This is a genomic window from Novosphingobium sp. B 225 (assembly GCF_002198665.1).
Taxonomy (GTDB): domain Bacteria; phylum Pseudomonadota; class Alphaproteobacteria; order Sphingomonadales; family Sphingomonadaceae; genus Novosphingobium.
The window spans coordinates 20,080-44,741 of record NZ_MWLM01000026.1 but is presented as its reverse complement, the minus strand read 5'-3'; the positions used below and the strand labels follow the sequence as shown (position 1 = coordinate 44,741).

The window sequence follows — 24,662 nt, the reverse complement described above, 5'->3', positions numbered from 1 at the left end:
CTCCGTGCCGATACCTCCACCCAATCAGGACAGGCTCTCGCAAATATTGCTGGCGAAAGCCGCGCGGCGCACTTATCCCCGCGCCATGAGCACCAGACAGGTTTCAGATAGCAACGATCCGGTGATCGAGAGCCGCGACCAGTTGATCGCGCCGATGATCAAAGGTGAAAAGCCGCGTGAGCGGTGGAGGATTGGCACCGAGCACGAAAAGCTGGTGTTCAAGCGCAGCGATCATCACGCGCCCAGCTATGATGAGCCGGGCGGGATCCGCGACCTGCTGCTGGCGCTGAAGGACTTTGGCTGGAAGGAAGTGCTTGAGGGCGGCAACGTCATCGCCATGTCGGGCAGCGACGGCGCGGTCAGTCTCGAACCAGCGGGCCAGCTCGAACTGTCGGGCGCGCCGCTCGATAACCTGCACCAGACCTGTGACGAGACCGGCCGTCACCTTGATCAGGTGAAAGCAATCGGTGAACGCACCGGCACGGCCTTTCTGGGCCTGGGCATGTGGCCGGACAAGGCCCGGGCAGACCTGCCGATCATGCCCAAGGGGCGGTATGAGATCATGCTGCGGCACATGCCGCGGGTCGGCAACCTCGGCCTCGACATGATGCTGCGGACCTGCACGATCCAGGTAAATCTCGACTATGGCAGTGAAGCGGATATGGTGCAGAAATTCCGCACTTCGCTGGCATTGCAACCACTTGCCACCGCGCTGTTCGCCAATTCGCCGTTCACCGATGGCAAGCCCAACGGCTTCCTGTCGTACCGCAGCCATATCTGGACCGATACCGACCCGCACCGCACCGGGATGCTGGGCTTCGTGTTCGAAGACGGGTTTGGCTATGATCGCTATGTCGAATACATGCTCGACGTGCCGATGTATTTCGTGTTCCGCGATGGCAAATATATCGACGCGGCCGGGCAGAGCTTCCGCGATTTTCTCAAAGGCGAACTGCCCGCGCTGCCCGGCGAGCTTCCGACTGAAAGCGACTGGGTCGATCACCTTTCCACCGCCTTTCCCGAAGTGCGGCTGAAAAGCTTTCTGGAAATGCGCGGCGCCGATGGCGGGCCGTGGAGCCGGATTTGCGCATTGCCGGCGCTGTGGGTCGGGCTGCTGTACGATCAGGGCGCGCTCGACGCGGCGTGGGATCTGGTCAAGGACTGGGACATGGACGGGCGCGAAGCCTTGCGAGCAGCCGTGCCAAAGCTGGGGCTCGACGCGCCGCTGCCCGGCGGCGGGACCCTGCGCGACATCGCCGGGCAAGTGCTCGACATCTCGCGCTCCGGGCTGTCCGCGCGCGGGCGGATCAACGGGGTGGGAGACAACGAAACCGGGTTCCTCGCTCCGCTGGACGAAGTGGTGCGCAGCGGCAAAGTGCCCGCCCAGGTCCTGCTCGACAAATACCACGGCGAATGGGGCGGCGATCTGTCCCGCGTCTATGAGGAGGCGTTCTGATGCCCGTTGCCGTGATCGGCCAGTTCCGCATGCCGCCCGAAGCGATGGAGGCCGCGCGCCCCTTGATGGCCAAAGTGATGCTGGCCACTCGCGCCGAAGCCGGGTGCATCGAATACAACTATGCCGAGGACGTACTGGACCCGGGCCTGATCCGGGTCAGCGAACTGTGGGAAAGCCGGGAGCACCTGGATGTGCATTTCGCCAGCCCGCACATGGTGACCTGGGGTGAAGAACGCACCGCGCTGGGGCTTTCGGGGCGCAAGATCACCGTTTTTGAAGTGAGCGGCGCGGCGGAGCTTTGAGCCGCTAGACCCGGCGCCGGAACATCTGCCCCAGCCGCACCAGCCGTGATGTGATCGCGCCGTGGTGCTGCATCCACGCGTGGTAGTCGCGGTACTTCGCGTCTTCGCCCAGCAGGTGCTTTTCCTCGGTCCGGGCGCGCCAGTAATAGATCGCGCTGACGCAGCCCAGGAAGAAGGTGTTGCGCACCGCGTCGGTGGCCGAATGGCTGGTCACCAGGAACGGCAGCGTTGCCAGCCACCAGAACGCGTTCTTGGACAGATAGGCCGGGTGCCGGGTGTAGGCATAGGGCCCGTTGCTGATCACGCCGCGATAGGTCAGGTTGGAAAAGCGGATACCGAAAATCACGGTTGCCCAGGCATAGATCGCGGTCAGCAAGACCAGCATCGCCGCCCAGAGCCACATCAGGGCAGGGTAGCCATCGAGCCAATAGGCCCAGTCGCGGGTATTGATCTGGTATTCGATCGGCCCGCCGCCCTGCATCACCTGGAACGGGGGATAGCACATCAAAGCCGCGACCCAACCGGCCAGATGCGGGTTGGCTGAACGGATCTGCGCATCGAGCGGCTTCATCGTCAGAATATAGCCGACCGTGCCGATCTGTTCATCAAACACGAACATCATGGTGATCAGCAGTCCCGCCAGCATGGCCGGCTGATGCACGAATTCGCTCCAGTCGCGGCCCACCAGATCGGCGAACCCGGCGGGCACGATCGCGATCATGAAGGCCGTGAAAAAGCCTTTCACCGCCCAGGCGCGCAAATGAATGCGAACCTTTTCCGGGTCATAGGCTTCGCGCCCCACCAGCATCGCGCCAAAGTGCCAGCTGGCGTCCTTTGGTTCGACCAGATTGCGGTCCAGCCACAAGACATAAGGCACGGACAGGAAGAACACCGGCACCATCACGTTGGCCAGCACCTGCATCGAGATCGCGTAAAAGTCGTTCCAGTACCAGCGCCCCAGGAAATAGAGGCAGCCGATGATCGTCCAGGTGGCCCACAGCCCGGCCAGCTTGGTGATCGAAATATCCATCACATCGCCCAGCGGCCGTTTGAGCGACCAGTCGATCCCGGTGCTGGGGCGCAAGTGGACCTTGTCGACCAGCACCGACCAGAGCACCATCGGCCCGGCCGAGGCAAGCAGCCCGGCCAGCGCCGCATTGGGCCCGGTCAGCCGCCCGCGCGCAGGATCGAGACCCAGAGCGGGGGCCACTTCCGGGTAGAAATGACAGAACAGGATCCACAGGCACAGCCCCAGGGCCCCGACCAGCCCGACGGCAGACGAAACATCGCTTTGCGGCCGGGGAGGCGCGCTGTGATCGGGCACGGTCATGCCCGCTTGCCTAGCGCGGATTGGTTAAAGGGCCGGTAACGGGGATTCGGCTGACAGGCCAGCGCCCCGCCCTTCCCGCAGGCGGAAAGGATGAGAGCGGCCGGCTGCACTCAATTACCTGAACGCCGTGATCCGCCCGCCATCGTCGAGGAAGTACAGCGTACCGCCTGCCACCACCGGTGCGAGCGAGACCGATTCCTTCAGCTCGGTGAAAGGCACGGGGGTGCCGTCAGCAACCGAAGCGGAATAGACTTCGCCGCGTGAATTGACGAACCACAGCCGGTCCCCGGCCAGCACCGGGCCGGACCAGAAGATCGGGTTCTTCTTTTTCTTCGGCTTTTCATAGCGCGCCAGCTGGGTCAGCCAGCGCACTTTGCCGGTCGCGCGGGCAATCGCCAGCAGCTTGCCATCGTCGGTCAGGGTAAAGATCCAGTCGCCCGACACCGCCGGAGTTGAAATCCCCGCCAGGTTGAGTTCCCAGATCCGCTGGCCGGTAACCAGTTCATAGGCGGCCATGCGCCCGCCCTGACCCAGCGCATAGACCCGGCCGCGATCGATGATCGGATCGGCGTCGATATCGGTCAGCACCCCGACCGAGGTCGACAGCGAGGTGCGCGACAAGGCGTCCGACCACAGCTGGCGGCCGTTTTCATAGCGGTAGGCAATCAGTTCCCCGGTCGAGAAGCCGGAAATCACCGTGCCCTGCCCCGCGGCCGGAGCGGCCACGCCGAACACCCCGGTCTGCCCGGTGGAAGCGGACTCGTTCCACAGCGGCGCACCATCGGCGGCGTTGAGCGACCACAGCTGGTTGTCCATGGTCATCACGAAGACCGAATTGAACGCGATCGTTGGTGAACCGCGCAGCGGCCCGGCAGGCTTTACCTTCCACAGCACAGCGCCGTTCTTGGCATCGAGTGCGGCCACTTCACCCATGCCGGTGGTGACATAGACCCGGCCATTGTCATAGGCGGCACCGCCACCATAGACCGAATTTGCGCCATCACCCTTGATCTGGAAGCCCGCGGTCCAGCGCACCGATCCGGTCTGCGCGTCAAAGGCGTGAACCACGCCCTGGGTATCCATCACGTAAAGCTGCCCGCCGCCGATCACCGGCGACGCGGCGAGGCGCTGCTTCTTGTCGGAACCGGCGACCCGGGCGCTCCACGAACGCTGGGGCGCAACGCCCAGCGCCAGGTTGCCATAGCTCTTGTTGGCGGTGCCGCCGGCCTGCGCCCAATCGGAATTGGCGGTAGCCGGGGGGACAATCACCGACAGCGCGGCCAGCCCGGCATCAACCTTGGCCCCGGTATCAACCCGCGACAGGATCGGGATGCGGTTGCCCACGGTCGGTGTGGTCGGCTTGTCCTTGCCGCCGAACACGCCGCAACCGGCAAGGCTGAGCGCCAGCACCGCAAGCAACGGAGCGGCGATCACGCGGCGGGAAATCGAACTGGTCTGCATCGCATTCATCCTGCTTACTTGGTGCCCGCCGCGCCGGCCGGTACAATCGCGGGGTCTTCACCCGCTTCGAAACCCAGCTGCCCGGCAATCTGGCGCATCCGTGTGCGCAGCGAACGGGGCACTTCCTTGTCATTGGCAACCGCCACAAACATCGCGCCCGCCAGATCCGGCTTGCCCAGCTTGAGCTGGGCCATGCCCGACATCTCGCCCGCGCTGCCGAACCACGGATTGCCCGGCACGGCCAGGGGCTTGAGCCGGTCCACCACCTGCTGCGGGGGCAGCTGATCAAACCGGATGGCGGTTTCGCGGACCAGCGCCATGTCGCGCAGCGCCTGGGGGGCCTGAGTATCGGCGGCTACCGCGGCGAAATCACGCGCGGAATCTTCCACTTTGCCTTGCTGGAACGCGATTCCGGCACGTAGCAACAAGGCATTGGCCTTGGCCGCGGCTGAACCTTCTTTGGTCAGGGGATCAATATCTTTCAGCGCCTGGTCCATCCCGCCGCCGCGCGGATCGATCTTATCGAGCGCCAGCACGGTTTTCTCGCTAAGTTCGGAAGAAGCCTGTTTGGCCGAGTGATCCCACCACAAATAGCCGGCCAGCCCGCCCAGAATCACTGCGATCCCCAGCCCCACCAGCTTGCCATAGCGCTTGATCAGATCGAACACTTCCTGCTCACGCAGTGCTTCATCGACTTCGCGCAGGAACCCGTCCTGCTGGGCCTGATCACGATCGTTGGCGGGATTGGTCGGGTTGGCGGGACTCTTGGCCAAGGGTGTCTGCTTTCACGAAGGTAACCGGATGTGCGGGCTGTTTAGCGCAAGAACCCGCCTTTTCAATCAGCGAATGACTGCCTGTCCCCCGCTGAAGGGCGCGTGAATGGGTTCAGGGGAAGCTGCGCCGCCCCATTGCATCGCCATAGGCGCGGGCATAGGCGGCGATCATCCGCCCTTCATCGTAATCGGCCTGCGCCCGAACGCGGTTGGCCTGGCCGATGCTGCGGCGGGCATCGGGATCCCCGGCGAGCGCGGCCAAGGCCGCACCCAGCGCCGCATCGTCTCCCGGCGGGGTAACGAATCGGCGGTTTTCCGGGGCCAGCATGGCTTCGACATCGCCCACTCGCGGGCTGACCACGGCCAGCCCGGCCGCCATCGCTTCTACCACCGAAATCGGGAACTGTTCACTGTCGGAAGACAGCGCGAACAGATCAAACAGCCCCAGCACCCGCGCCGGATCGCTGGCGAAACCGGGCAAGTGGACGCGGTGGCCCAGTTCCAGCCGCATGGCCTCGGCCTGAATCGCAGCGCGTTCGGGGCCTTCGCCCAGGATCACCAGATTCCATTCTTCGGGCATTTGCGCAAAGGCGCGGACCAGCCGGGGCAGGTTCTTGACCGCGCGCAGTCCCGCCAGAGTGCCCAGCCACAGTTCGCCGGGGTGCTTGATCACCCGTGGCAGCGCATCGGCCTTGGCCTTGCGGCCATAATCGGCCAGCGGGATGCCATTGGCGATGCGGATCACCTTGCGTGCGGGCTGCGCCCAGGCGGTGCGGGCGATATGTTCCAGCCGCTGACTGGGCACGATCACGGCTTGCGCATGGGTCAGCGCGATCCGGCGGAACCAGTTGCGCGCGGGCTTGAGCCGCTGGGTTTCATCCTGGTTGAACCCGTCCTCGTGATGGACCAGCGGCGGCAGGCCAAGATGGCGGGCAAACACCGTATGCGCCATGACCGCATCCATCGCGCCCCAGTTATAGGTCAGGATCAGGTCAAACCCCTGCATCGCCCGCGCCAGCGCCAGCAGGCGGCGCGGGAGCGGGCGGCCGGACAGCGCCGGGAAGTCATCGGGATAGCTGACCCGCACCTGCTTGCCCACCGCCGCCGCCGCCGCCATTTCCCCCGGCACGGCTGAAACCACGACGTGTTCCACCCCTGGGCCAAAGGCATTCATCAGCTTGGCCGCGCGCAGTTCCTTGCCGCCCGCCGCGAAGCTGGAATGGAGGTGCAGCAACCGCAGCAAGGTCAGGCGATCCGGGCCAGCAGCTGGTCGATCGCAGCCGCGGCGACCGGTTCATCCAGGGTGGGTGCATGGCCGACCCGCGGCACTTCAACTGCCTGGGCATCGGGCAGGCTGGCCGCCATCCGCTGGTGCGTGGCGGGCGAGAGCACATCCGACAGTTCACCGCGCAGCAGCAGCGCAGGGCAATGCTTCAGTCCGGCCAGCGCGGGCCACATATCCACCCCGGCTTCGCCCCCCGGTCGGGCAAAGGGTTCGGCGATTTTCATGTCGTAATCGAAATGGATCCGCCCATTGCCGCCCACCACCATGACTTTCTTGGCCATGACCAGCCAATCGGAAATCTCATTATCGGGGAACGCGATCTTCTGCGATTCTTCCAGCGCCCGGGCAGCGTGCATCCAGGTCGGGAAATTGCGGCCCTGTCCGACATAACCGCGAATCCGTTCGAGCCCGGCCGGATCGATTTCGGGGCCGACATCGTTCAGCACCACCCCGGCCAGCCGCTGGGGATGGGTCAGGGCCATGATCATCGCCATCAGCCCGCCCAGCGAAGTGCCGACGAACACCGCCCGTTCCAGCCCGGCCTGTTCAAACAGCTCACCCAGATCCTCGACATATTGCAGCGGGTTGTAAGTGGCCGAATCCCTGGCATAGGCGCTGTCACCGCGCCCGCGCATTTCCGGGCAGAGCACCCGCCATTCGCCCGCCAGCCGCGCGGCGAGCCCTTCGGCATCGCGGGCATTGCGGGTCAGCCCGTGCAGGCAAAGCACCGGCGGGCGATCATCGCGCCCCGCATAGTCGCGGTAGTGCAATTTGAGCCCGTCCCGGCTCGTCCAGAAACGGTCGGCAAATTCGCTCATCCTGGTGACCCGGATTTCCTTGGTGCTGCGGCTTGTGCCGCGGACTGTTCGCCCCCACTATTGCCCGATGCGCGCCGAACCGCAAGCTTCACCCTATCAGGCCGATACGCCGATCGCTGCGCTGGCCCCCTGGCTGGCCGATCCGGTGCGCCCTGCCGACTTCCCGCAAGCCATCGTGCGCTTTCGCAATGATCGCTGGGACCAGAGCGTGGGGCTGGGCGATCTGGACGAAGCCGGGTGGATCAGACACTTCGCCCGGTTCGATGCCCTGCCCGGCAATCTGCCCCAGCCGCTGGCGCTGCGCTATCACGGCCACCAGTTCCGTACCTATAACCCGGATCTGGGCGACGGGCGCGGTTTTACCTTTGCCCAGTTGCGCGATGGCGCGGGGCGGCTGCTGGATCTGGGCACGAAGGGATCGGGCCTGACCCCGTGGAGCCGCACTGCCGATGGCCGCCTGACGCTGAAAGGCGCAGTGCGCGAAGTTCTGGCGACCGAGCTGCTGGAAGCACTGGGAGTCAACACCAGCAAAAGTTTCTCCGTGATCGAAACCGGCGAAGATCTGTGGCGGCAGGATGAACCCAGCCCGACCCGCAGCGCAGTGCTGGTCCGTCTCAGCCACGGTCACATCCGCATCGGCACGTTCCAGCGCCTGCTCTATCTGGAAGAGCGTGAGCACATGGCGGAGCTGGTCGATTACTGCCTGGCGCAGTTCCCCGGCAGCGTTCCGCCGGATGATGCCCCCGGGCGCAGCGAACCGGCCGTGCGCCTGATGCACCAGGTGGTGGAACGGCTCGCCCGGCTGGCGGCGGAATGGATGGTCGCGGGCTTTGTCCACGGGGTGCTCAATACCGACAACATGAATGTCTCGGGCGAAAGCTTTGACTATGGCCCGTGGCGCTGGTTGCCGCAGTGGGATCCCGGGTTCACCGCCGCCTATTTCGACCATCAGGGGCTCTATGCCTTTGGCCGCCAGGCCGAAGCGCTGCATTGGAACTGTGCCCAGCTGGCCGTGTCGCTTCGCCTGCTGACCGAAGCGGAGCCGCTGATCTTTGCGCTTAACCGCTTTGGCATGCTGTACCAGCAGGCGCTGGCCCGGCAGTTCGTCTGGCGGCTGGGAATTGAATCGCGCGGGTTCGATGCCGATGCCGCGCTGATCGCCGTGGCAGAGCGCCACATGCGCGAAACCGGGATCGCACCGGACCTGTTCTTCCATCGTCACCGCTTTGGTCGCAGCGAAACCGGAGACGGCGATTGGGCTGCGGCGCTGGCCGCCTATCGGCCCAGCGGAACCGATCATCCGCTGTGGGCCGAAACGGTTCCACCCAGTCTGGTGATCGCAGAGGTCGAGCGGATCTGGGCGCCGATCGCGGCAGCCGATGATTGGTCGGCGTTCACCACGGCAATAGCCCAAATTCGCCGCCTGGGCGCGGCACTCGGACCCCCGCCTTAAGAAAAAAATTTGGCTTGGTGATTATCAATTAACGCAAGGCTTTGCTTATATGCGCGCAGCAGCTAAGGGCCGGTAATAACCCCGGGGTCGCTACCGGAAGGACGGGACAGGGCTTTGAGTACCGCTGAAATCATTTCGTGGGAGCCGGCTACCGGCGCCGAACTGTGGCGCGGCAAGCGCGGCAATGTGGACGAGGTTGTATCGCGCGCGCGGCGGGCCTGGCCGGCCTGGGCGGCCCAGCCGCTCGCCACGCGGATGGAACTGCTGCGCCGGTTTGCCAACGAAGTGCGCAAGGACACCGAAAAGCTCGCGACGATGATCTCGCGCGAGACTGGCAAGCCGCTGTGGGAAGCGCGGACCGAGGTGGAAAGCGTCATCAACAAGGTCGAAATTTCGATCCGCGCCTATGCTGACCGGACCGCGCAGCGCAAGCTGGACAACGCGCTGCAGGGCACTTCTGCCGTGCGCCACAAGCCGCACGGGGTGATGGCGGTGCTGGGGCCCTATAACTTCCCCGCGCACCTGCCCAACGGCCACATCGTGCCGGCGCTGATCGCGGGCAATGCGATTGTCTTCAAGCCAAGCGAAAAGACCCCAGCCACCGCCGAAATGCTGATCAACTGCTTCCACCGCGCCGGGATCAGCGCGGCAGTGGTGCAATTGCTGATCGGCGGACCCGAAGAAGGCCAGGCGCTGGTGGCGCATGAGGGGATCGACGGGGTGCTGTTCACCGGCAGCGCCCACGCCGGGATCGCGATCAACCGCAAGCTGGCCGCGCGGCCGGACAAGATCGTCGCGCTGGAAATGGGCGGCAACAATCCGATCGTCGTCTGGGATACCCCCAAAGTGACCGACGCGGCCACGCTGGTTGTGCAATCGGCCTTTACCACCGCCGGGCAGCGCTGCACCGCAGCGCGGCGCCTGATCGTCAAATCGTCGATGTACGATGCGCTGGTAGCCGAAGTGAAACGGCTGTCCGAACGGATCATCGTGGGTGCACCGTTTGATGACCCGACCCCTTTCATGGGCCCGGTGATCGACAATCAGGCGGCTGACGGGCTCACCGAAAGCTTCCTCTATCTGCTGAGCCACGGCGGCAAGGCGATCAAGCACCTGGTTCGCCCGCGTGATGACCTGCCGTTCCTGTCCCCCGCGATCATCGACGTGACCGGGGTCAAGGACCGCCCCGACGTCGAACTGTTCGGCCCCTTGCTGCAGGTGATCCGGGTCAACGATTTCGATGAGGCGATTGCCGAGGCGAACTCTACCCGGTTTGGCCTGTCTGCCTCGCTGGTGGGCGGCGGACCGACGGAGTACAACCGGTTCTGGGCGAATGTCCGCGCCGGGGTGATCAACTGGAACCGGCCGACCAATGGCGCATCCAGCTCTGCCCCGTTCGGCGGAGTCGGCCTTTCGGGCAACCACCGCCCCAGCGCCTATTACGCGGCGGACTATTGCGCCTATCCGGTCGCTTCCAACGAAATGGAGCAGCCGCGCGCGATGATCGGCGTGGGGCTGCGCGAAGAGTAAGTTCAGAGGCCTGCGGTAACCAGCTGTGCTTCGCTGAGGCCATCGGCGCGCTGGCGGGCGAACAGCATCCAGCCGCCCGAACCCTTTACCCCGCCGACCACTTGATCATCACCCGCCTTGCGCCGCGCGGCCGGCAATTGCGCCGCAGTGGCCAAGGCGTGGTAGAAATCGATCACATCGGCAACTGCAACCGGGGTGATGAACCGCACCACGCGCAAGTGGCACGCCGCGTCATCCACCCCGGCAGCTTCGCGGACATGGGCGCGGGGATAGACCGGGAGCTTGGCGGGAAGCTTCGCCGCCCAGACCGCCGAATAGGCCAGCTTGCCCGCACAGGGCGCGGCAAAGGGCAAGGCCCGGGCTAGCGCGGCGGCAGTGGGGGCCTGGACCGCCGCACTGACCGCATCGCTCGCTTCGGCCATCGGCGCGGGCGGAGCCGTGCGGCCCAGCAGGGTGATGACTTCGGCCTTGGCCCGGTCAATCTCTTCCTGACCGCGCTTGTCCGGGGGGATTTCACCGCTGGCCGGGCCGCCGCCCGAGAGCGCCGCATTGCCGCGGTTCTGCGAAGTCAGGTCTGGATCGGCCATGACCGGATCGGCCAGAGCCCCCGCCACCGCCGGATCGCGGCCCGCCAGGGCATCCGCATCGGGCTTGCCCTTGCCGCAGGCCGCCAGCGCGAGCAGCAGCACAATCGGGATCAGGGGGCGGCTTGGCATCGGGCAGGTCTCCACGGCAGCTGGACCATGCCTGTCTAGCGAGGGCAGCCGCGCGAGGGAAGCGCGCTTGCCCCGCAGCGCACCAGCGGCTAGCGCGGCGCGATGCGCGGACCCACCAGTGATCGCCCCGGCGGACTGCCTTTTGCCCTGGGCGCCTATATCATCTGGGGGCTGCTGCCGCTGTACCTGCGGCTGCTCCATGCTGTGCCGCCGTTCGAATTCGTGGCCTGGCGGATCATTTTCACAGTCCCGCTGTGCCTGCTGTTCATCGCCGTGCTGCGGCAAGGGGCCGAGCTGCGCCGGGTACTGACGGACCGGAACCTGATGCTGCGCCTGTTCGCCACCGCCGTGCTGATCGGCATCAACTGGCTGATCTATATCGCCGCCGTACAGGATGGGCATGTGCTGGCGACCAGCCTGGGGTACTATATCAACCCGCTGGTCAATGTGCTGATCGGGACCCTGTTCCTGAATGAGCGGCTCAGCCGGCGGCAATGGGCCGCCGTGGCGCTGGCCGCGCTGGGCGTTTCACTGCTGGCCTGGGGCGCGCGCGATACCCTGTGGATCAGCCTGTCGCTCGCGGTCAGTTTCTCGCTCTATGGTCTGGTTCGCAAGGTTACCCCGGTTGGCCCGCTGCCGGGCCTGACGGTGGAAGCGGCGCTACTGCTGCTGCCTGCCGCCGGAGCCGCATGGTGGTATGGCCAGCAACCGCTGGGTTCGGCCCTGGCGCATGACCTGAGCCAGAGCCTGCTGGTCGCCAGCGCCGGAGCGCTGACCGCGGTGCCGCTGCTGATGTTTGCCGTGGCGGCGCGGCGGATGGACTTTTCAGTGCTGGGGATGGTCCAGTTCCTGTCCCCCACCATCGGTTTCATGCTGGGGCTGTTCGTGTTTGGCGAGCCGCTGAAGCCGGTGCAGCTCGCCTGCTTCGTGCTGATCTGGGCGGCGATCGCGCTGTTCGTGTGGGACTTGCTGGCGCTGCGGCGCGCGGTCAACCGAGGTAGCGCCAGTTGAGCCGTTCGCCAGCGTGGAACGGCACGATTCCCGTGCCGTTCGCATCGATCAGTTCCGGCACCTGCACCCCGCTGCGTTCCAGTGTGACGGTTTCCTCGTTCAGCGGCAGGCCGTAAAAGCGCGGGCCGTTGACGCTGGCAAAGCCCTCGAACCGGTCCAGCGCGCCTTCTTCCTCGAACACCGCCAGATAGCTTTCCAGCGCAAAGGGGGCATTGAACAGCCCCGCGCAGCCGCAGGCGGCTTCCTTCAGGTGCCTGGCGTGCGGCGCAGTATCGGTGCCCAGAAAGAACTTGGTGCTGCCCCCGGTTGCGGCGCTGCGCAGTGCCAGGCGGTGATGTTCACGCTTGGCCACCGGCAGGCAATAGGCGTGGGGGCGCATCCCGCCCACCAGCATGGCGTTGCGGTTGATGTGGAGGTGCTGCGGGGTGATCGTGGCCGCGACATTGGCACTGCTGGCCAGCACGAAATCGACCGCTTCGCGCGTGGTGACATGTTCGAACACCACTTTCAGTTCGGGCAGATCGCGCAGCAGCGGGGCCAGCACGGCATCGATAAACACCGCCTCGCGGTCAAAGATGTCGACCTCGGCATGGGTCACTTCGCCGTGGACCAGCAGCGGCATGCCAATCTGCGCCATGCGTTCCAGCACGCCGCGGATATTGGCCACGTCGGTTACGCCGTGGGCCGATCCGGTGGTGGCGTGGGCGGGGTAAAGCTTGGCGGCAACGAACACCTGTTCGGCAAAGCCGCGCGCGACCTCGTCCGGGTCGGTGGCGTCGGTCAGGTACAGGGTCATCAAGGGGGTGAAAGTACTGTCCGGCCCCAACGCCGCCAGGATCCGGTCGCGATAGGCCGCCACCCCGGCAACGTCGGTCATTGGCGGGGCCAGGTTGGGCATGACGATCGCCCGCGCGAACTGGCGCGCGGTATAGGGCGCCACGCCCGTCAGCAGATCCCCGTCGCGCAAGTGGACGTGCCAGTCATCGGGGCGGCGGATGGTCAGGGTCTGGGTCACGAAAGCCTCTGTGCTAAGCTGCGCCGCGCATTTGCCACAGCCACGCCGCGCTGCCCAGCCCGCGCATCGCCATAAACCGACTACACGTGTAGTTGATCGGACCAGCATGCCCGTTCGTCGATAGGGCCGTGCCTCACTTCACGCGATGTATTACCCCCGCAATACACCAAAGCACTCGCCGGTCGGGTCGCATACAAGTAGTTGAGGGAGAACCCGAATGCCGACCCAGACCCGCGCCCTGTTGGCCAGTCTCCTTGCCGGTGCAGCGCTGCTGCCGGCCGCGGCCCAGGCACAGAACACCGATGACAACGCGGTCGCCAGTGCCGAGGACGCCTTTGGCACATCGACCAGTCACGAGAATATCGGGGTCTATGACGAAGGCAATGTGCGCGGCTTCTCGCCCGGCAGCGCGGGCAATTACCGGCTGGAAGGGATGTATTTCGACATCCAGGGCGGCATGGGCAGCCGCGTGCTGGATGGATCGACCATCCGCGTTGGCCCCGCCGCACAGGGCTATGCCTTTCCCGCCCCCACCGGGATCGTCGACCTGCAGATGAAGAAGGCGGGCGACAAGTTCGCGGTCAGTCCGTTCGTATCGATGGACAGCTTTGGCTCGGTCGGGCTGGAAATGGACGCGCAGATCCCGATTGCGGGCAAAGAGCTGGCGCTGTCCGCCGGATTCGGGATCTATAACAACCAATATGCCAATGGCGCCGGTTCCAAGGGCTATAACGTGGGGATCGTCCCGCGCTGGCGCCCGTCCAAGGGGGTCGAGGTGCTGGCGTTCTACAACCACCAGCAGTTCAACGATGAAACCGCCCAGTCGCTGTTCATCCCGACCAGCAATGCCCTGCCCCCGCGTCTGCCGTGGGGCAAGTATCTGGGGCCGGACTGGGCCACCAATGACAGCCGCAGCGACAGCTTCGGCACCGTAGGCCACGCCAATCTGGGCGACTGGACGCTGCGCGGCGGGCTGTTCCATTCGGCCTACAACGGCGATCCGGGCCATACCAACATTGTGCTGATCAAGCCCGATACCAGTACCGACCGGGTGGTCTTTGCCAACCCCGGCAACAAGGCGGCTTCGTGGAGCGGGGAGTTTCGGCTGTCGCGCCGCTTCGTTGACGGACCGCGCCAGCACCTGATCACCGCCGCGATCCGGGGCCGCTCGATCGATGCAACCTATGGCGGGGGCGATGCGAAGACCGTTGCCAGCGGGCCGCTGGACGCGGTGCTGCAACCGCCCCGGCCGCAGTTCAACTTTGGCCCGCAGACCGGCGACGAGACCCGCCAGCTGAGCGGCGGGATCGGTTATTCGCTGGCCTGGAAGGGGCTGGGCGAACTGACTCTGGGGCTGCAGCGCACCCATTACGTCAAGCGCGTGGCGAACCCCGGCGTGCCGCAGACCAGCGGCAGCACCAATATCACCCTGCCCAGTGCCAGCGCAGCGCTGAACCTGGCCAAAGGGCTGACCCTGTACGGCAGCTTCGTGCGCGGGCTGGAAGATGCGGGCAGCGCGCCCAGTTATGCCGCCAATGCCTATCAGGTGCTGCCCGCGATCCGCACCAAACAGTATGACGCCGGGCTGCGCTGGACCCCGGTCAAGGGCACCACCCTGATCGCGGGCTATTTCTGGATCCAGAAGCCGTTCATCGATCTGGACGTGGGCAACCGGTTCGGCCTGCTGGGGGATGAAACCCATCAGGGGGTGGAATTTTCGATCACCAGCGACATTACCAAGGGCCTGCGCGTGGTCACCGGCGGGGTCTATCTGGACCCGACAGTCAAGGCATCGCCCAGCATCGCCCAGCCGATCGGCAAGCGCCCGGTCAACCAGATGAAGTTCCGTTCGCGCTTCAACGTCAACTGGACCCTGCCGTTTGCCAAAGCGGTGACGCTGGACGCCTATGTCAACCATGACGACGGGGTCTTTGCCAATGTCGACAACAGCCTGTTCGCGCCGGGTTCGACCCGGATCGGCATGGGCGCGCGTTACAAATTCAAGCTGGGCGGCAAGGCGGTGACCGCACGGGTCACCCTGTTCAACATTTTCAGCGCCTATGAAGTGATCCCGATTTCCAGCGGGGTCTATGTCTATAACACCAAGCGCAACGTTCAGGCCTGGCTGGCGATGGACCTGTAATCAGCCATTGCGCGCGGGGACGGCAGGCACCACCTTGTGCGGCGATGACTGCCACCCTGCTGACCCGCCGCGCCGTGCTGCGCCTGACCCCGCTGGAACCGGGCGAGGATGTCCGCAGCTTTCTGCAAGGGCTGGTAACCCATGACGTGACCGGCGCCTTGCCGGTCTGGGCCGCGCTGCTCAGCCCGCAAGGCAAAGTGCTGTTCGATTTTCTGGTCTGGGCAGACGGTGCGGACCTGCTGGTCGATTGCGCGGCCGATCAGGCCGAGGCTCTGGCCAAACGACTTGGGCTGTACCGCCTGCGCCGCAAGCTGGGGATCGCCATCGATCCGGCGTTGGGGGTGCATTGGCAGCCGGGCGCAGGCCCTGCCCCCGATCCGCGCCTGCCCGAGTTGGGCCAGCGCTGGCTGGGCGCGGCCAGCGGCGATAGTGCCGACGCCGCATGGCTCGCCCACCGTCTGGAGCAAGGGGTCTGCGAAGGGCCGGACGAGCTTGCCGACTTGCTCTGGCTGGAATGCAATGCCGCCGAACTGAACGGGGTCAGCTTTACCAAGGGCTGCTATGTCGGCCAGGAAAACACCGCGCGGATGAACTGGCGGCAAAAGGTCAACCGGCGGCTGGTGGTGGTACCGCTTGCCGCCAGCGACCCGGCCCGCCAGCGCGCCGCCTATCCCGCGCTGGGCCTGGCGGTAGATCACCGGCGGGTAGAGAATATCGCCCCGCAGCAGGCCCCGGCCTGGATGCGGTCGGCGCTGGCTGAGGGTTAGAGCCTGTTCCACTCACGTGGAAGCACCACCGGCGCGTTCTTCTTCATGCTTGCGGCCATGCGTTCCAATTGCTCTGGCGTCGCCTCGACATGGAAGCGCGCTTTCCATTCGGCGGCGGGCATGCCGTGGATCACCTCGCGCGCGCCGTCCTTGTCATAGGGGGCTCCGGCATCGCGGATCCAGTCGGCCAGGCAATTGCGGCAAAAGCCGGACAGGCCCATCAGATCGATGTTCTGCGCATCATGGCGGTGCCGCAAATGGCGGACAAGCCGGCGGAACGCAGCGGCGGCAACCGCATCGTCCAATGCCTCAAGGGCATCGCCGGGGGTTGCATTCGTATTTTCGGAACAGCTCATGGGGTAGTCCTTGGTCTTTCCCGCCTGCTTTGCCATAGCGCGGGTCAGAAGTGAAAGGGTGCAAAGTGGCAAAGTTCGATCCGCGCGGCCGCAAGGTCAAGATTCTGGCAACGCTGGGCCCCGCCAGCCGCAGCCCGGAAATGATCGAAAAGCTGCTGCGCGCCGGGGCCGATGCATTCCGCGTCAACATGAGCCATGGCGATCACGAAACCCACGCCCAGACGATCGCCGCAATTCGCGCGGTTGAAAAGGACGTGGGCCGTCCGGTGGCGGTGCTGTGCGACTTGCAGGGGCCCAAACTGCGCGTCGGGCAATTTGCCGGCGGCAAGGCCGTGATCCGCCACGGCGGGCACTTCACGCTCGACCGCAATCCCGAACCGGGCGACGAAAACCGCGTCTGCCTGCCGCATCCCGAACTGTTCGGCGTGCTGCAAAAGGGCCAGCGGCTGCTGATCGACGATGGCAAGCTGCGCCTGCGCGTGATCCGCGCCGATGACAATGAAATCCTGTGCAGCGCCGAAGTGGGCGGGGTGATTTCCGACCGCAAGGGCGTGAACGTGCCCGATGCCGTAGTGCCGGTGCCCGCGCTGACCGAGAAGGACCGCCGCGACCTGACTTTCGCACTGGAACAGGGCGCAGACTGGATCGCGCTGAGCTTCGTCCAGCGGCCCGAGGACGTGGCCGAAGCGCGCAAGCTGATGGGATCGAGCGGCACCGCGCTGATGGCCAAGATCGAAAAGCCCGCCGCGATTGGCCGATTGGAAGAAATCATCGAACTGGCCGACGGGATCATGGTCGCGCGCGGCGATCTGGGGGTTGAGCTCAACCCCGAGGAAGTGCCCCCGCTGCAAAAGCGGATCGTCGAGGTCACCCGTCGCAGCGGCAAGCCGGTGGTGGTCGCCACGCAGATGCTGGAATCGATGATCGAGAGCCCGGCCCCGACCCGCGCCGAAGTGTCAGACGTGGCCAATGCGGTCTATGACGGGGCCGACGCAGTGATGCTGTCCGCCGAAACCGCCAGCGGGGCCTGGCCGGTGGAGGCGGTGACGATCATGCACCGTATCGCCGCGCAGGTCGAAAACGATCCCGGCTATGCCGAGCGGATCCATTTCACCCAGGTCCGCCCCGATGCCACCACCGCCGATGCGCTCGCCCAGGCTTCGGCCTCGATCGCCGAAACCGTCAGCGTTTCGGCCATCGCGGTGTTCACCGGATCGGGCAGCACCGCGCGGCGCGTCGCGCGTGAACGGCCCGGGGTACCGATGCTGGTGCTGACCCCAAGCCCCAGAATCGCCCGCCGCCTGGCCCTGCTGTGGGGCACCCACGCGGTCCACACCAAGGACATCGGCAGCTTTGAAGAAATGATCGCCAAGGGCAAACGCATGGCGCTGCGCCACGGGTTCGCCACGGCTGGATCAAAACTGATCGCGCTGGCCGGGGTGCCGTTCGGCACGCCGGGTTCAACCAACCTGCTGCATGTGGTGACGGTCAGCGGGGACGAGCTTAGCCGCCACGGGGGCTGATTCAGCCGCGCACCCCGAACAGGGCCGAGCCAACGCGCACATGGGTCGCGCCCAGCATTATCGCGGTTTCGAAATCGTCCGACATGCCCATGGAACGACCAGCCAGCCCGTGATCCGCAGCCAGCTTGTCGAGCAAGGCAAAGAACGGCGCGGGCTCAATCCCGGCGGGGGGCACGCACATCAACCCGATCACCGGCAGGTCCGCACCGCGCGCTGCGGCCAGCAGAGCGGGCAGATCGGCGATTGCACAGCCGCCCTTCTGCTCTTCCGCACCGATGTTGACCTGAACGAAGCAAGGCACGCGCCGCGCGGCCTTGTCCATCGCCCGGGCCAGAGCCGTCACCAGCGAGGGCCGGTCGAGCGAATGGATGCAATCGAACAGCGCCACCGCCTCATCAGCCTTGTTCGATTGCAGCTGGCCGACCAGATGCAGTTCGATCCCAGGATACTGCGCGCGCAGCGCGGGCCATTTGGCCTGGGCTTCCTGCACGCGGTTCTCACCAAAGGTGCGCTGCCCGGCTTCGATCAGCGGCACTATCGCTTCGGCCGCATGGGTCTTGCTGATCGCGATCAGTGTCAGTTCTTCCACCTTGCGCCCGGCGATGGCGGCGGCGTGAGCGAGGCGGGTGCGGACATCTTCGAGTGGCTGATTCATGGCGCGCTGCTATAGCGTGGCGATGCGATCCCGCCAGCCCCTGCCGAAGCTCTGGCTCATATCCGATGCGCGCAACGATGCCGTGCTGGAACAGGCGCTGCGCCGCCTGCCGCGCGGCAGCGGGTTCGTGTTCCGGCACTACCACCTGAGCGAGGCTGAGCGGCGCGCACGGTTCACCGCACTGGCGCGGATCGCGCGGGCGCGCGGGCAAGTGGCGGTGCTGGCAGGATCGGCGGCAGAGGCGCGGCGCTGGAGCGCTGACGGGGCCTATGGCGCGGCGCGACGGATCGCGGCGGGAGCGGCGACACTGCGGCTGATCACGGCCCATTCGCTGCAAGAGCTGCGCGGCGCATGCCGGGCCGATGCCGTGCTGCTTTCCCCCGTATTCCCGACACGCTCACACCCCGGCGGCAAAGCACTGGGGCCGCTGCGGTTCCGGCTGATCGCGGCCCGCTCTCCCGCGCCGGTGATCGCGCTCGGCGGGATGAATCCGAACACCGCAAAGCGCCTCAAGCATGCCCGCTGGGCGGCGATTGATGGGCTTTCTGCGGCGAACCGACTCGCCTGATTCCCAAGGATTCTTGACGCGGAGTCACCCACAGGCGCATAACGCCGATCCGGATCAGGGGAGCATCATGGCAACACGTCCAGTCTCGGCAGGCACGCGCGGCGCGAAAGTCGATTGGCGCACTGCGCTCAGGCGCAGTCTGCGGCGCAGTGCCGAGATCGCGGGCGCGCTGGCGCTGCTGGCGGGCATGGTGTTCCTGGCCCTGGCCATGGCGACCTATCACCAGACCGATCCCAGCGTTTCGACCGCATCGGGCGGGCCCGTGCTCAACTGGATGGGCGCGCCGGGGGCCTGGGTGGCCGAACGCGCGCTGTTCCTGTTCGGACCGGTCGCGGTACTGCTGCTGCCCTTGCTCTATGTCTTTGCGCGCAAGCTGTGGCGGCTGGTGGAAGAAGACGATGCCGATCTGCCCCACGCCGACCACGCCTGGTGGCGGCCGATCGGGGTGCTGCTGTTCGCGATGGCGCTGCTGGGCACGGTGATGGCGCTGGCCTTCACGCGCCCCGGCGGATCGCTGCCCGCGGGCATGGGCGGGATTTTTGGCCTGCTTGGTGCAAAGACGGTTCACCTGTTCGCCGATATGCTGCCCGAGGCCGGGCGCGGCTGGGCCACGCTGGCCGCCGCGGTGCTGTGCCTTGCGGGCGGAGCCGTGCTGGCCGGCCGGGTCTTTGCGGTTGACTGGGGCAGCCTGTTGACCCTGCCCAACCTGCTGCGCCGCCGCCCGTCACGCTATGATGACAATGACCGGATCATTCCGGTCGCGCGCGAAAAGCGGGTGCGCGAAGAGCGTGCCTCTGCCCCCGAACCGCTCAGCACCGCGCCGCGCCGCGCGCCCGAAATCAGCGATCCGACCCGCCCGGCCAAGCCCGCACAGCTGACCGCGACCAGCCGCCAGGGCGATCTGTTCGACGCCTATGAATTGCCCGGACTGGATCTGCTGCGCGATGCCCCGCCCAGCTCGCATCAAAAGATCGACAAGCTGGCGCTGGAACGCAACGCCCGCCTGCTCGAAACCGTGCTCGACGATTTCAATGTAAAGGGTGAGATTACCGCCGTGCGTACCGGCCCGGTGGTGACCATGTACGAACTGGAACCAGCGCCGGGCATCAAGGCCAGCCGCGTGGTCGGGCTGGCGGACGACATCGCCCGCAACATGAGCGCGATTTCAGCGCGCGTCTCTTCCATCCCCGGCCGCACGGTGATGGGGATCGAACTGCCCAACGCCGACCGGCAGATGGTCGGTTTCAAGGAAATGGTCGCATCGGAAGCCTTTGCTGGCCACAAGGGCATGCTGCCGATCATCCTGGGCAAGGATATCGCCGGGGAACCGGTGGTTGCGGATCTGGCAACCATGCCGCACCTGCTGGTGGCGGGGACCACCGGTTCGGGCAAATCGGTCGGGCTCAACTGCATCCTGCTGTCGCTGCTTTACCGGCTGACCCCGGCGCAGTGCCGCCTGATCCTGGTCGATCCCAAAGTGCTCGAACTCAAGAGCTATGACGACATTCCGCACTTGCTTTCCCCCGTGGTGACCGAACCCAGCAAGGCGGTGCGCGCGCTCAAATGGGCGGTCGAGGAAATGGAACGCCGCTACCGCATGATGAGCGAGATTTCGGTCCGCAATCTGGCCGGTTTCAACGAAAAGGTCCGCGCCGCGCAGGCCAAGGGCAAGCCGCTGGGCCGCCGCATCCAGGTTGGCTTCGATCCCGAAACTGGCGAAGAAATGTGCGAAGAGCAGCAGCTTGATTACCAGCCGCTGCCGCAAATCGTCGTCATCGTTGACGAACTGGCGGACCTGATGGTCACGGTCGGCAAGGAAATCGAAGTGCTGATCCAGCGCCTGTCGCAAAAGAGCCGCGCGGCCGGGATCCACCTGATCATGGCCACCCAGCGCCCCTCGGTCGATGTCATCACCGGGGTGATCAAGGCCAACCTGCCGACCCGGATCAGCTTTGCCGTGACCAGCCGGATCGACAGCCGTACCATTCTGGGCGAGCAGGGCGCGGAACAGCTGCTGGGCAAGGGCGACATGCTCTACAAGCCCAACACCGACCCGATCCGCCGCGTCCACGGGCCGTTCGTTTCGGACGAAGAAGTGGAAGGCGTGGCCGATTACTGGCGCGCGCAGGGCAGCCCGGAATATGTCGATTCGGTCACCGAAGAGCCCGAAGACGGGATGTTCGGGTTCGACGATCTGGATGCCACCGCCAGCGACAACCCGGACGAACGCAAGTACCGCCAGGCCTGCCAGATCGTGTTTGAAAGCCAGAAAGCCAGTGCCTCGTGGCTCCAGCGCCAGCTGGGCGTGGGTTACAATACGGCGGCAAAATGGGTTGAACGGATGGAAGCAGACGGCTTCGTCGGCCCGGCAAACCACGTCGGCCGCCGCGAAATCTACCGCGACAAGGACGGCCAGCCGCTTTAGACCCTGTTTCACTTAGGTGGAACAGGGTCTAGCTTTAGCCTTCCAGCCCCTGCAATGCCGCAATGATTCTATTGACTTGGCGGCACATATACCGAAGCTCGCGGATTGCTGCTGTTGCAAACGGACTGGCCATGGCCCGCACAATTCTGAACTGGCTGGCAATTCTGGCCGTGCTGTTGAGCGCTGGCACAGCCGATGCCCAGATCCGCGCCCGCAGCGCGCAGGACCGCAACCAGGTGGCAACCCTGGTCTATTCCTCATCCGAAGCTGCTGCATCGTTCGGGCGGCAAGCCAGCGCCGAACTGTTCCGGCTGCGCGGCGTGATCGATGAACGCGACCGAAAGATCGTCGAACTTAACGCGCGCCTTTCGTCAAAGACGGCCAGCGCCGCCAGCCAGAAGGCGACGATTGCCGAACTGGAACGCCTGCTGGACGAAGCCGCGCGTGAAAAGGACGAGTTCGTCGCCCTGCTGGCCAAACAGGATCAGGATTTCGAACGCGAACGGCAGGTGCTGCTCGAAGTCGGCAACAGCATGCTGGAAACGCCTGACGGTGCCGAAGCGCTGCGCCTGTTCAACCTGGGCGGCAAGGAAAACTGGGCGGCGACCAAGGCGATCCTGGCCCGCAAGACCGCGATTGCGCGGCGCAATGAAGCGGTGATGTATTCGCAGGCCGTCGAACGCGGGCTGGAAACCACCGCCAGCGCCATCTCCAAGTGGGAACAGGTGGTCCTGCAAACCCCGACCATGGCCGATCTGATGCAGCTGGCCGGGCTGTATCAGGACGCAGGACAAAGCAACAAGATTCCCGCGCTGGTCACCCGGATGGAACAGATCGCCGCAAACGATTTCGAACGCATCGAAGTGATGCAGACCAAGGCCCGCTTCGCCAAGCTGCGCGGCGATCTGCAGGATTCTTTCGCCGCGAACAAGGAAGTCGTGCGGCTTGCCGAACTGTTCAGGAACGCCAATCCGGTACCAGCGGCCGGAAACCTCCTCGCGGTAACCCGGTATGAACTGGCGATCGCGGCGATCCAGGTTCAGGACGCCAAGACGGCCAAGGCGCAGATAGACCTGGGGCTGGCGGCAATCAGAGCCGGGCTTGGACAAGATCCGGCCAACGTCACGCTGCAACAGGAAGCGATCCGCGGCGAAGTGCTGAGCGCGGCAGCGCAGCTATTTCTGGATATTCAAACGATCGAAGGCGCGCGCAAACTGTCAGGCCGGACCGGGCAGGCGAATTCTTTTGTCGAACCAATCGGGCGCGCCAGGGCGATGGCGCTGGCCAACAGCGAAAATCCCTACCTCCTGGGCTTTCTGGAAGGGCTCATTTGCGGAACTTCCGGCTTTTTGCTCGATCTGGCACCTGACGCGGCCGGGCCGATGGTGGATGAATGCGTGGCGAGCAACCGCACGCGGGCAGAGAAAGATCCAACTTCGCTCGAACGGCTCCGGAACTATGTCGATGCGCTCGACAAATCCGTGCAGCTTTCGGCAAAGCGTGGCCAGTGGCTCGACGCCGACCGGACCGTTACCACCGCCGTACGCACCGCGCGGGATGCCCTGGCGCTCAACCCCGCGCTGCCCGGACCGCGCATGATCCTGGCAAAGATGCTGCATTACCAGGCGCAGGTCGATGCCCACCTGCTGCGCCGTGACCGGGTGATGCCGGCGCTGGACGAAGCGATTGCCATGCTGGATGATCTGGTCCGCGCCGATCCCGGCGACATCCAGCTTTCCCGCACCCTGAGCGATGCCTTGTGGACGGCGGCGGATTTCAACCAGATAGTGGGCGGCGTGCCTGCGTCCACGCCCTATCTTCAGCGCGGACTGGCCCTGTCGCGCAAGCGCGCTGCGTTACCCGGCGCGATCTGGTCCGATCAGCTGGTTCTGATCAACCACGTGACGACGATGGCGACAATGGGGATCGCTGGGACCAGCCCGGCCGAGGCACTGGCCGAACTGGACCGGATGGAGCGCAGCGGCCTGGTCGCACCAGAGGGTCAGGCGCAATTCGCGCAAATCCGGGCGAGCATGATCGCCTTGCGCGATGCACGGGCTGCGGGGGCGCGGCCATGATCGATACTCTGGTTTTCGTCCGCCCGGCCTTCCGCTCGCGCGCGGCAGAGCTGACCGATGCGCTGTCTGCTGCCGGGATCGATGTGGCCCTGAGCACGATCGATGGCCAGGGGGCGGTCGATGCAAAAGCCATCGCCAAGGCCCGCTGCGTGGTGCTGTGCTGGTCAAGCGAGGCGGGTTCGGATGACGGCGATGAACTGACCCGGTTTGACCGGATTGCCGATCTGGCGGCCAGGGCCGACAATTTCATCCATGTCCGGCTGGACCCGGCGGTTGTCGCCAAGCCGCTGAGCTATGATTATCTGGTTCCCGCCGGATCGGCTTTTGGCCGCTGGTGGCGTGGGTTGTTTGACAGCCTCTATACCCGCGACATCATCGGCGCGGTCCGCAACCGCCGGGCAAAGATCTATCCGCCCGAACCGCTGGCGCGGCGGCGCATGATCCAGCGCCAGGCGGTAGTGGCAGTGATGGCAACGGGCGGCACGCTGGCCACGCTGTCCGGAGTGCTGGGCATGGGGCAATTCATCCCCTGGCCGCGCTGGAACGAGGAACGCGCCTGGGCCGCGATCAAGGATGGCGACTGCGCGGCAATCAAGGCCTTCACCGCGGACTATCAGGGCGGACGCTATGCCGCGCGAGCCAGTGCCGCCTTGTTGCATCCGGAACAGCGCACCACCTGGATCAAGCGCGACCGGCCAGTGGCCGTGATGGGGCCCCTGCCAGTCGGACCGGGCCATGCCGATCAGGCTGCGGCGCAAGGCGCGGCGCTGGAATGGGTCACGGCAGAGCTGCAGCAGCAGTGCCGCAACCATGCCGCCAATCTTGATGCCCGGCTGCAAGGCGTCAGCCTGCCGCCAGCTGCACCGCAGTGCCAGTCGATCGGTGCAGGCTGGTTCTGCCAGTATGACGTGAAGGCCCAGTGCCAGCTGAGCGAGCCGGAGCCGCAGCCGTTCTGCGCCAAGGTAGGATCGGATCGCAAGTAGCGTCTGCGCAGCGG

The 24,662-nt window shown here is 65.5% G+C and carries 21 protein-coding genes; 12 read left to right on the top strand and 9 right to left on the bottom strand.

The annotated features are described in order from the left end of the window. Nucleotides 1-85: 85 nt before the first annotated feature. Nucleotides 86-1,456, top strand: a complete 1,371-nt coding sequence (locus MNBBLIKP_RS03290) for a glutamate--cysteine ligase (RefSeq protein ID WP_088307463.1) — start codon at nt 86-88, stop codon at nt 1,454-1,456. Then, the gene (locus MNBBLIKP_RS03285) at nt 1,456-1,758 is read left to right on the top strand and encodes a putative quinol monooxygenase (RefSeq protein ID WP_088307429.1); all 303 of its coding nucleotides are present in this window, start codon (nt 1,456-1,458) and stop codon (nt 1,756-1,758) included. The genes MNBBLIKP_RS03290 and MNBBLIKP_RS03285 overlap by 1 nt, the downstream gene beginning before the upstream one ends. Before the next feature lie 4 nt (nt 1,759-1,762). Here MNBBLIKP_RS03285 and MNBBLIKP_RS03280 read toward each other — a convergent pair whose 3' ends face one another. From MNBBLIKP_RS03280 to MNBBLIKP_RS03260, 5 genes are all read right to left on the bottom strand, one after another. After that, the gene (locus MNBBLIKP_RS03280; RefSeq protein WP_088307427.1) at nt 1,763-3,088 is read right to left on the bottom strand and encodes a methyltransferase family protein; all 1,326 of its coding nucleotides are present in this window, start codon (nt 3,086-3,088) and stop codon (nt 1,763-1,765) included. A gap of 114 nt (nt 3,089-3,202) precedes the next feature. Then, nucleotides 3,203-4,558, bottom strand: a complete 1,356-nt coding sequence (locus MNBBLIKP_RS03275) for an outer membrane protein assembly factor BamB family protein (protein WP_088307425.1) — start codon at nt 4,556-4,558, stop codon at nt 3,203-3,205. Nucleotides 4,559-4,563: 5 nt separating this feature from the next. Continuing rightward, nucleotides 4,564-5,322, bottom strand: coding sequence for a tetratricopeptide repeat protein (locus tag MNBBLIKP_RS03270; protein ID WP_088307423.1), 759 nt, complete (start codon nt 5,320-5,322; stop codon nt 4,564-4,566). Nucleotides 5,323-5,434: 112 nt separating this feature from the next. Beyond that, the gene (locus MNBBLIKP_RS03265) at nt 5,435-6,562 is read right to left on the bottom strand and encodes a glycosyltransferase (RefSeq protein ID WP_254912900.1); all 1,128 of its coding nucleotides are present in this window, start codon (nt 6,560-6,562) and stop codon (nt 5,435-5,437) included. A 5-nt stretch (nt 6,563-6,567) separates the two neighbouring features. Then, a complete protein-coding gene (locus tag MNBBLIKP_RS03260; RefSeq protein ID WP_088307421.1) occupies nt 6,568-7,425 on the bottom strand; it encodes an alpha/beta fold hydrolase in 858 nt (285 codons plus the stop codon). A 67-nt stretch (nt 7,426-7,492) separates the two neighbouring features. On the opposite strand from MNBBLIKP_RS03260, the gene MNBBLIKP_RS03255 reads away from it, so the two are divergent. Both MNBBLIKP_RS03255 and astD read left to right on the top strand, forming a co-directional pair. Next, the gene (locus MNBBLIKP_RS03255; RefSeq protein WP_088307419.1) at nt 7,493-8,878 is read left to right on the top strand and encodes a protein adenylyltransferase SelO family protein; all 1,386 of its coding nucleotides are present in this window, start codon (nt 7,493-7,495) and stop codon (nt 8,876-8,878) included. A gap of 114 nt (nt 8,879-8,992) precedes the next feature. Then, nucleotides 8,993-10,408 carry a succinylglutamate-semialdehyde dehydrogenase gene (gene astD, locus MNBBLIKP_RS03250; RefSeq protein WP_088307417.1) on the top strand — a complete coding sequence of 472 codons (1,416 nt, stop codon included), beginning with the start codon at nt 8,993-8,995 and terminating at the stop codon, nt 10,406-10,408. Nucleotides 10,409-10,410: 2 nt separating this feature from the next. Here astD and MNBBLIKP_RS03245 read toward each other — a convergent pair whose 3' ends face one another. Beyond that, complete coding sequence (locus MNBBLIKP_RS03245) at nt 10,411-11,124, bottom strand: hypothetical protein (protein WP_088307415.1); 714 nt, start codon at nt 11,122-11,124, stop codon at nt 10,411-10,413. Nucleotides 11,125-11,226: 102 nt separating this feature from the next. Between MNBBLIKP_RS03245 and rarD the strand changes: the two genes are divergently transcribed. Next, on the top strand, nt 11,227-12,135 hold the full coding sequence (gene rarD / locus MNBBLIKP_RS03240) for an EamA family transporter RarD (protein WP_088307413.1): 909 nt from the start codon (nt 11,227-11,229) through the stop codon (nt 12,133-12,135). Here rarD and pyrC read toward each other — a convergent pair. Beyond that, nucleotides 12,113-13,150, bottom strand: a complete 1,038-nt coding sequence (gene pyrC / locus MNBBLIKP_RS03235) for a dihydroorotase (protein ID WP_088307411.1) — start codon at nt 13,148-13,150, stop codon at nt 12,113-12,115. The two genes, rarD and pyrC, sit on opposite strands and share 23 nt — an antisense overlap. A 217-nt stretch (nt 13,151-13,367) precedes the next feature. Between pyrC and MNBBLIKP_RS03230 the strand changes: the two genes are divergently transcribed. Next, the gene (locus MNBBLIKP_RS03230; protein WP_088307409.1) at nt 13,368-15,293 is read left to right on the top strand and encodes a TonB-dependent siderophore receptor; all 1,926 of its coding nucleotides are present in this window, start codon (nt 13,368-13,370) and stop codon (nt 15,291-15,293) included. A 44-nt stretch (nt 15,294-15,337) separates the two neighbouring features. Beyond that, nucleotides 15,338-16,060, top strand: coding sequence for a CAF17-like 4Fe-4S cluster assembly/insertion protein YgfZ (gene ygfZ, locus MNBBLIKP_RS03225; RefSeq protein ID WP_088307407.1), 723 nt, complete (start codon nt 15,338-15,340; stop codon nt 16,058-16,060). Here ygfZ and MNBBLIKP_RS03220 read toward each other — a convergent pair. Next, a complete protein-coding gene (locus MNBBLIKP_RS03220; protein WP_088307459.1) occupies nt 16,057-16,416 on the bottom strand; it encodes a DUF1244 domain-containing protein in 360 nt (119 codons plus the stop codon). The genes ygfZ and MNBBLIKP_RS03220 overlap by 4 nt on opposite strands. Before the next feature lie 65 nt (nt 16,417-16,481). Between MNBBLIKP_RS03220 and pyk the strand changes: the two genes are divergently transcribed. After that, nucleotides 16,482-17,939 carry a pyruvate kinase gene (pyk, locus tag MNBBLIKP_RS03215; RefSeq protein ID WP_088307405.1) on the top strand — a complete coding sequence of 486 codons (1,458 nt, stop codon included), beginning with the start codon at nt 16,482-16,484 and terminating at the stop codon, nt 17,937-17,939. Between the two features lies 1 nt (nt 17,940). On the opposite strand, the gene MNBBLIKP_RS03210 is transcribed toward pyk, so the two are convergent. After that, nucleotides 17,941-18,594 carry a YggS family pyridoxal phosphate-dependent enzyme gene (locus MNBBLIKP_RS03210; protein ID WP_088307403.1) on the bottom strand — a complete coding sequence of 218 codons (654 nt, stop codon included), beginning with the start codon at nt 18,592-18,594 and terminating at the stop codon, nt 17,941-17,943. On the opposite strand from MNBBLIKP_RS03210, the gene MNBBLIKP_RS03205 reads away from it, so the two are divergent. The 4 genes from MNBBLIKP_RS03205 (at nt 18,593) to MNBBLIKP_RS03190 (ending at nt 24,648) form a co-directional block, all read left to right on the top strand. Continuing rightward, complete coding sequence (locus MNBBLIKP_RS03205) at nt 18,593-19,162, top strand: thiamine phosphate synthase (RefSeq protein ID WP_088307401.1); 570 nt, start codon at nt 18,593-18,595, stop codon at nt 19,160-19,162. The two genes, MNBBLIKP_RS03210 and MNBBLIKP_RS03205, sit on opposite strands and share 2 nt — an antisense overlap. A 67-nt stretch (nt 19,163-19,229) precedes the next feature. Further along, on the top strand, nt 19,230-21,587 hold the full coding sequence (locus tag MNBBLIKP_RS03200) for a DNA translocase FtsK (RefSeq protein ID WP_088307457.1): 2,358 nt from the start codon (nt 19,230-19,232) through the stop codon (nt 21,585-21,587). Nucleotides 21,588-21,718: 131 nt separating this feature from the next. Then, nucleotides 21,719-23,665 (top strand): hypothetical protein, encoded by a 1,947-nt coding sequence (locus MNBBLIKP_RS03195; protein ID WP_088307399.1) that lies wholly within the window; start codon nt 21,719-21,721, stop codon nt 23,663-23,665. After that, nucleotides 23,662-24,648, top strand: a complete 987-nt coding sequence (locus MNBBLIKP_RS03190) for a hypothetical protein (protein WP_088307397.1) — start codon at nt 23,662-23,664, stop codon at nt 24,646-24,648. The genes MNBBLIKP_RS03195 and MNBBLIKP_RS03190 overlap by 4 nt, the downstream gene beginning before the upstream one ends. Nucleotides 24,649-24,662 lie beyond the last annotated feature (14 nt).

What these genes read in the sequence shown, in the direction of transcription:
- MNBBLIKP_RS03290 (WP_088307463.1), top strand. Translation starts at nt 86, where the DNA reads ATGAGCACCAGACAGGTTTCAGATAGCAACGATCCGGTGATCGAGAGC.
- MNBBLIKP_RS03285 (WP_088307429.1), top strand. Translation starts at nt 1,456, where the DNA reads ATGCCCGTTGCCGTGATCGGCCAGTTCCGCATGCCGCCCGAAGCGATG.
- MNBBLIKP_RS03280 (WP_088307427.1), bottom strand. Translation starts at nt 3,088, where the DNA reads ATGACCGTGCCCGATCACAGCGCGCCTCCCCGGCCGCAAAGCGATGTT.
- MNBBLIKP_RS03275 (WP_088307425.1), bottom strand. Translation starts at nt 4,558, where the DNA reads ATGAATGCGATGCAGACCAGTTCGATTTCCCGCCGCGTGATCGCCGCT.
- MNBBLIKP_RS03260 (WP_088307421.1), bottom strand. Translation starts at nt 7,425, where the DNA reads ATGAGCGAATTTGCCGACCGTTTCTGGACGAGCCGGGACGGGCTCAAA.
- MNBBLIKP_RS03255 (WP_088307419.1), top strand. Translation starts at nt 7,493, where the DNA reads ATGCGCGCCGAACCGCAAGCTTCACCCTATCAGGCCGATACGCCGATC.
- MNBBLIKP_RS03245 (WP_088307415.1), bottom strand. Translation starts at nt 11,124, where the DNA reads ATGCCAAGCCGCCCCCTGATCCCGATTGTGCTGCTGCTCGCGCTGGCG.
- rarD (WP_088307413.1), top strand. Translation starts at nt 11,227, where the DNA reads ATGCGCGGACCCACCAGTGATCGCCCCGGCGGACTGCCTTTTGCCCTG.
- MNBBLIKP_RS03230 (WP_088307409.1), top strand. Translation starts at nt 13,368, where the DNA reads ATGCCGACCCAGACCCGCGCCCTGTTGGCCAGTCTCCTTGCCGGTGCA.
- ygfZ (WP_088307407.1), top strand. Translation starts at nt 15,338, where the DNA reads ATGACTGCCACCCTGCTGACCCGCCGCGCCGTGCTGCGCCTGACCCCG.
- MNBBLIKP_RS03220 (WP_088307459.1), bottom strand. Translation starts at nt 16,416, where the DNA reads ATGAGCTGTTCCGAAAATACGAATGCAACCCCCGGCGATGCCCTTGAG.
- MNBBLIKP_RS03205 (WP_088307401.1), top strand. Translation starts at nt 18,593, where the DNA reads ATGGCGCGCTGCTATAGCGTGGCGATGCGATCCCGCCAGCCCCTGCCG.
- MNBBLIKP_RS03210 (WP_088307403.1), bottom strand. Translation starts at nt 18,594, where the DNA reads ATGAATCAGCCACTCGAAGATGTCCGCACCCGCCTCGCTCACGCCGCC.
- MNBBLIKP_RS03200 (WP_088307457.1), top strand. Translation starts at nt 19,230, where the DNA reads ATGGCAACACGTCCAGTCTCGGCAGGCACGCGCGGCGCGAAAGTCGAT.
- MNBBLIKP_RS03195 (WP_088307399.1), top strand. Translation starts at nt 21,719, where the DNA reads ATGGCCCGCACAATTCTGAACTGGCTGGCAATTCTGGCCGTGCTGTTG.
- MNBBLIKP_RS03190 (WP_088307397.1), top strand. Translation starts at nt 23,662, where the DNA reads ATGATCGATACTCTGGTTTTCGTCCGCCCGGCCTTCCGCTCGCGCGCG.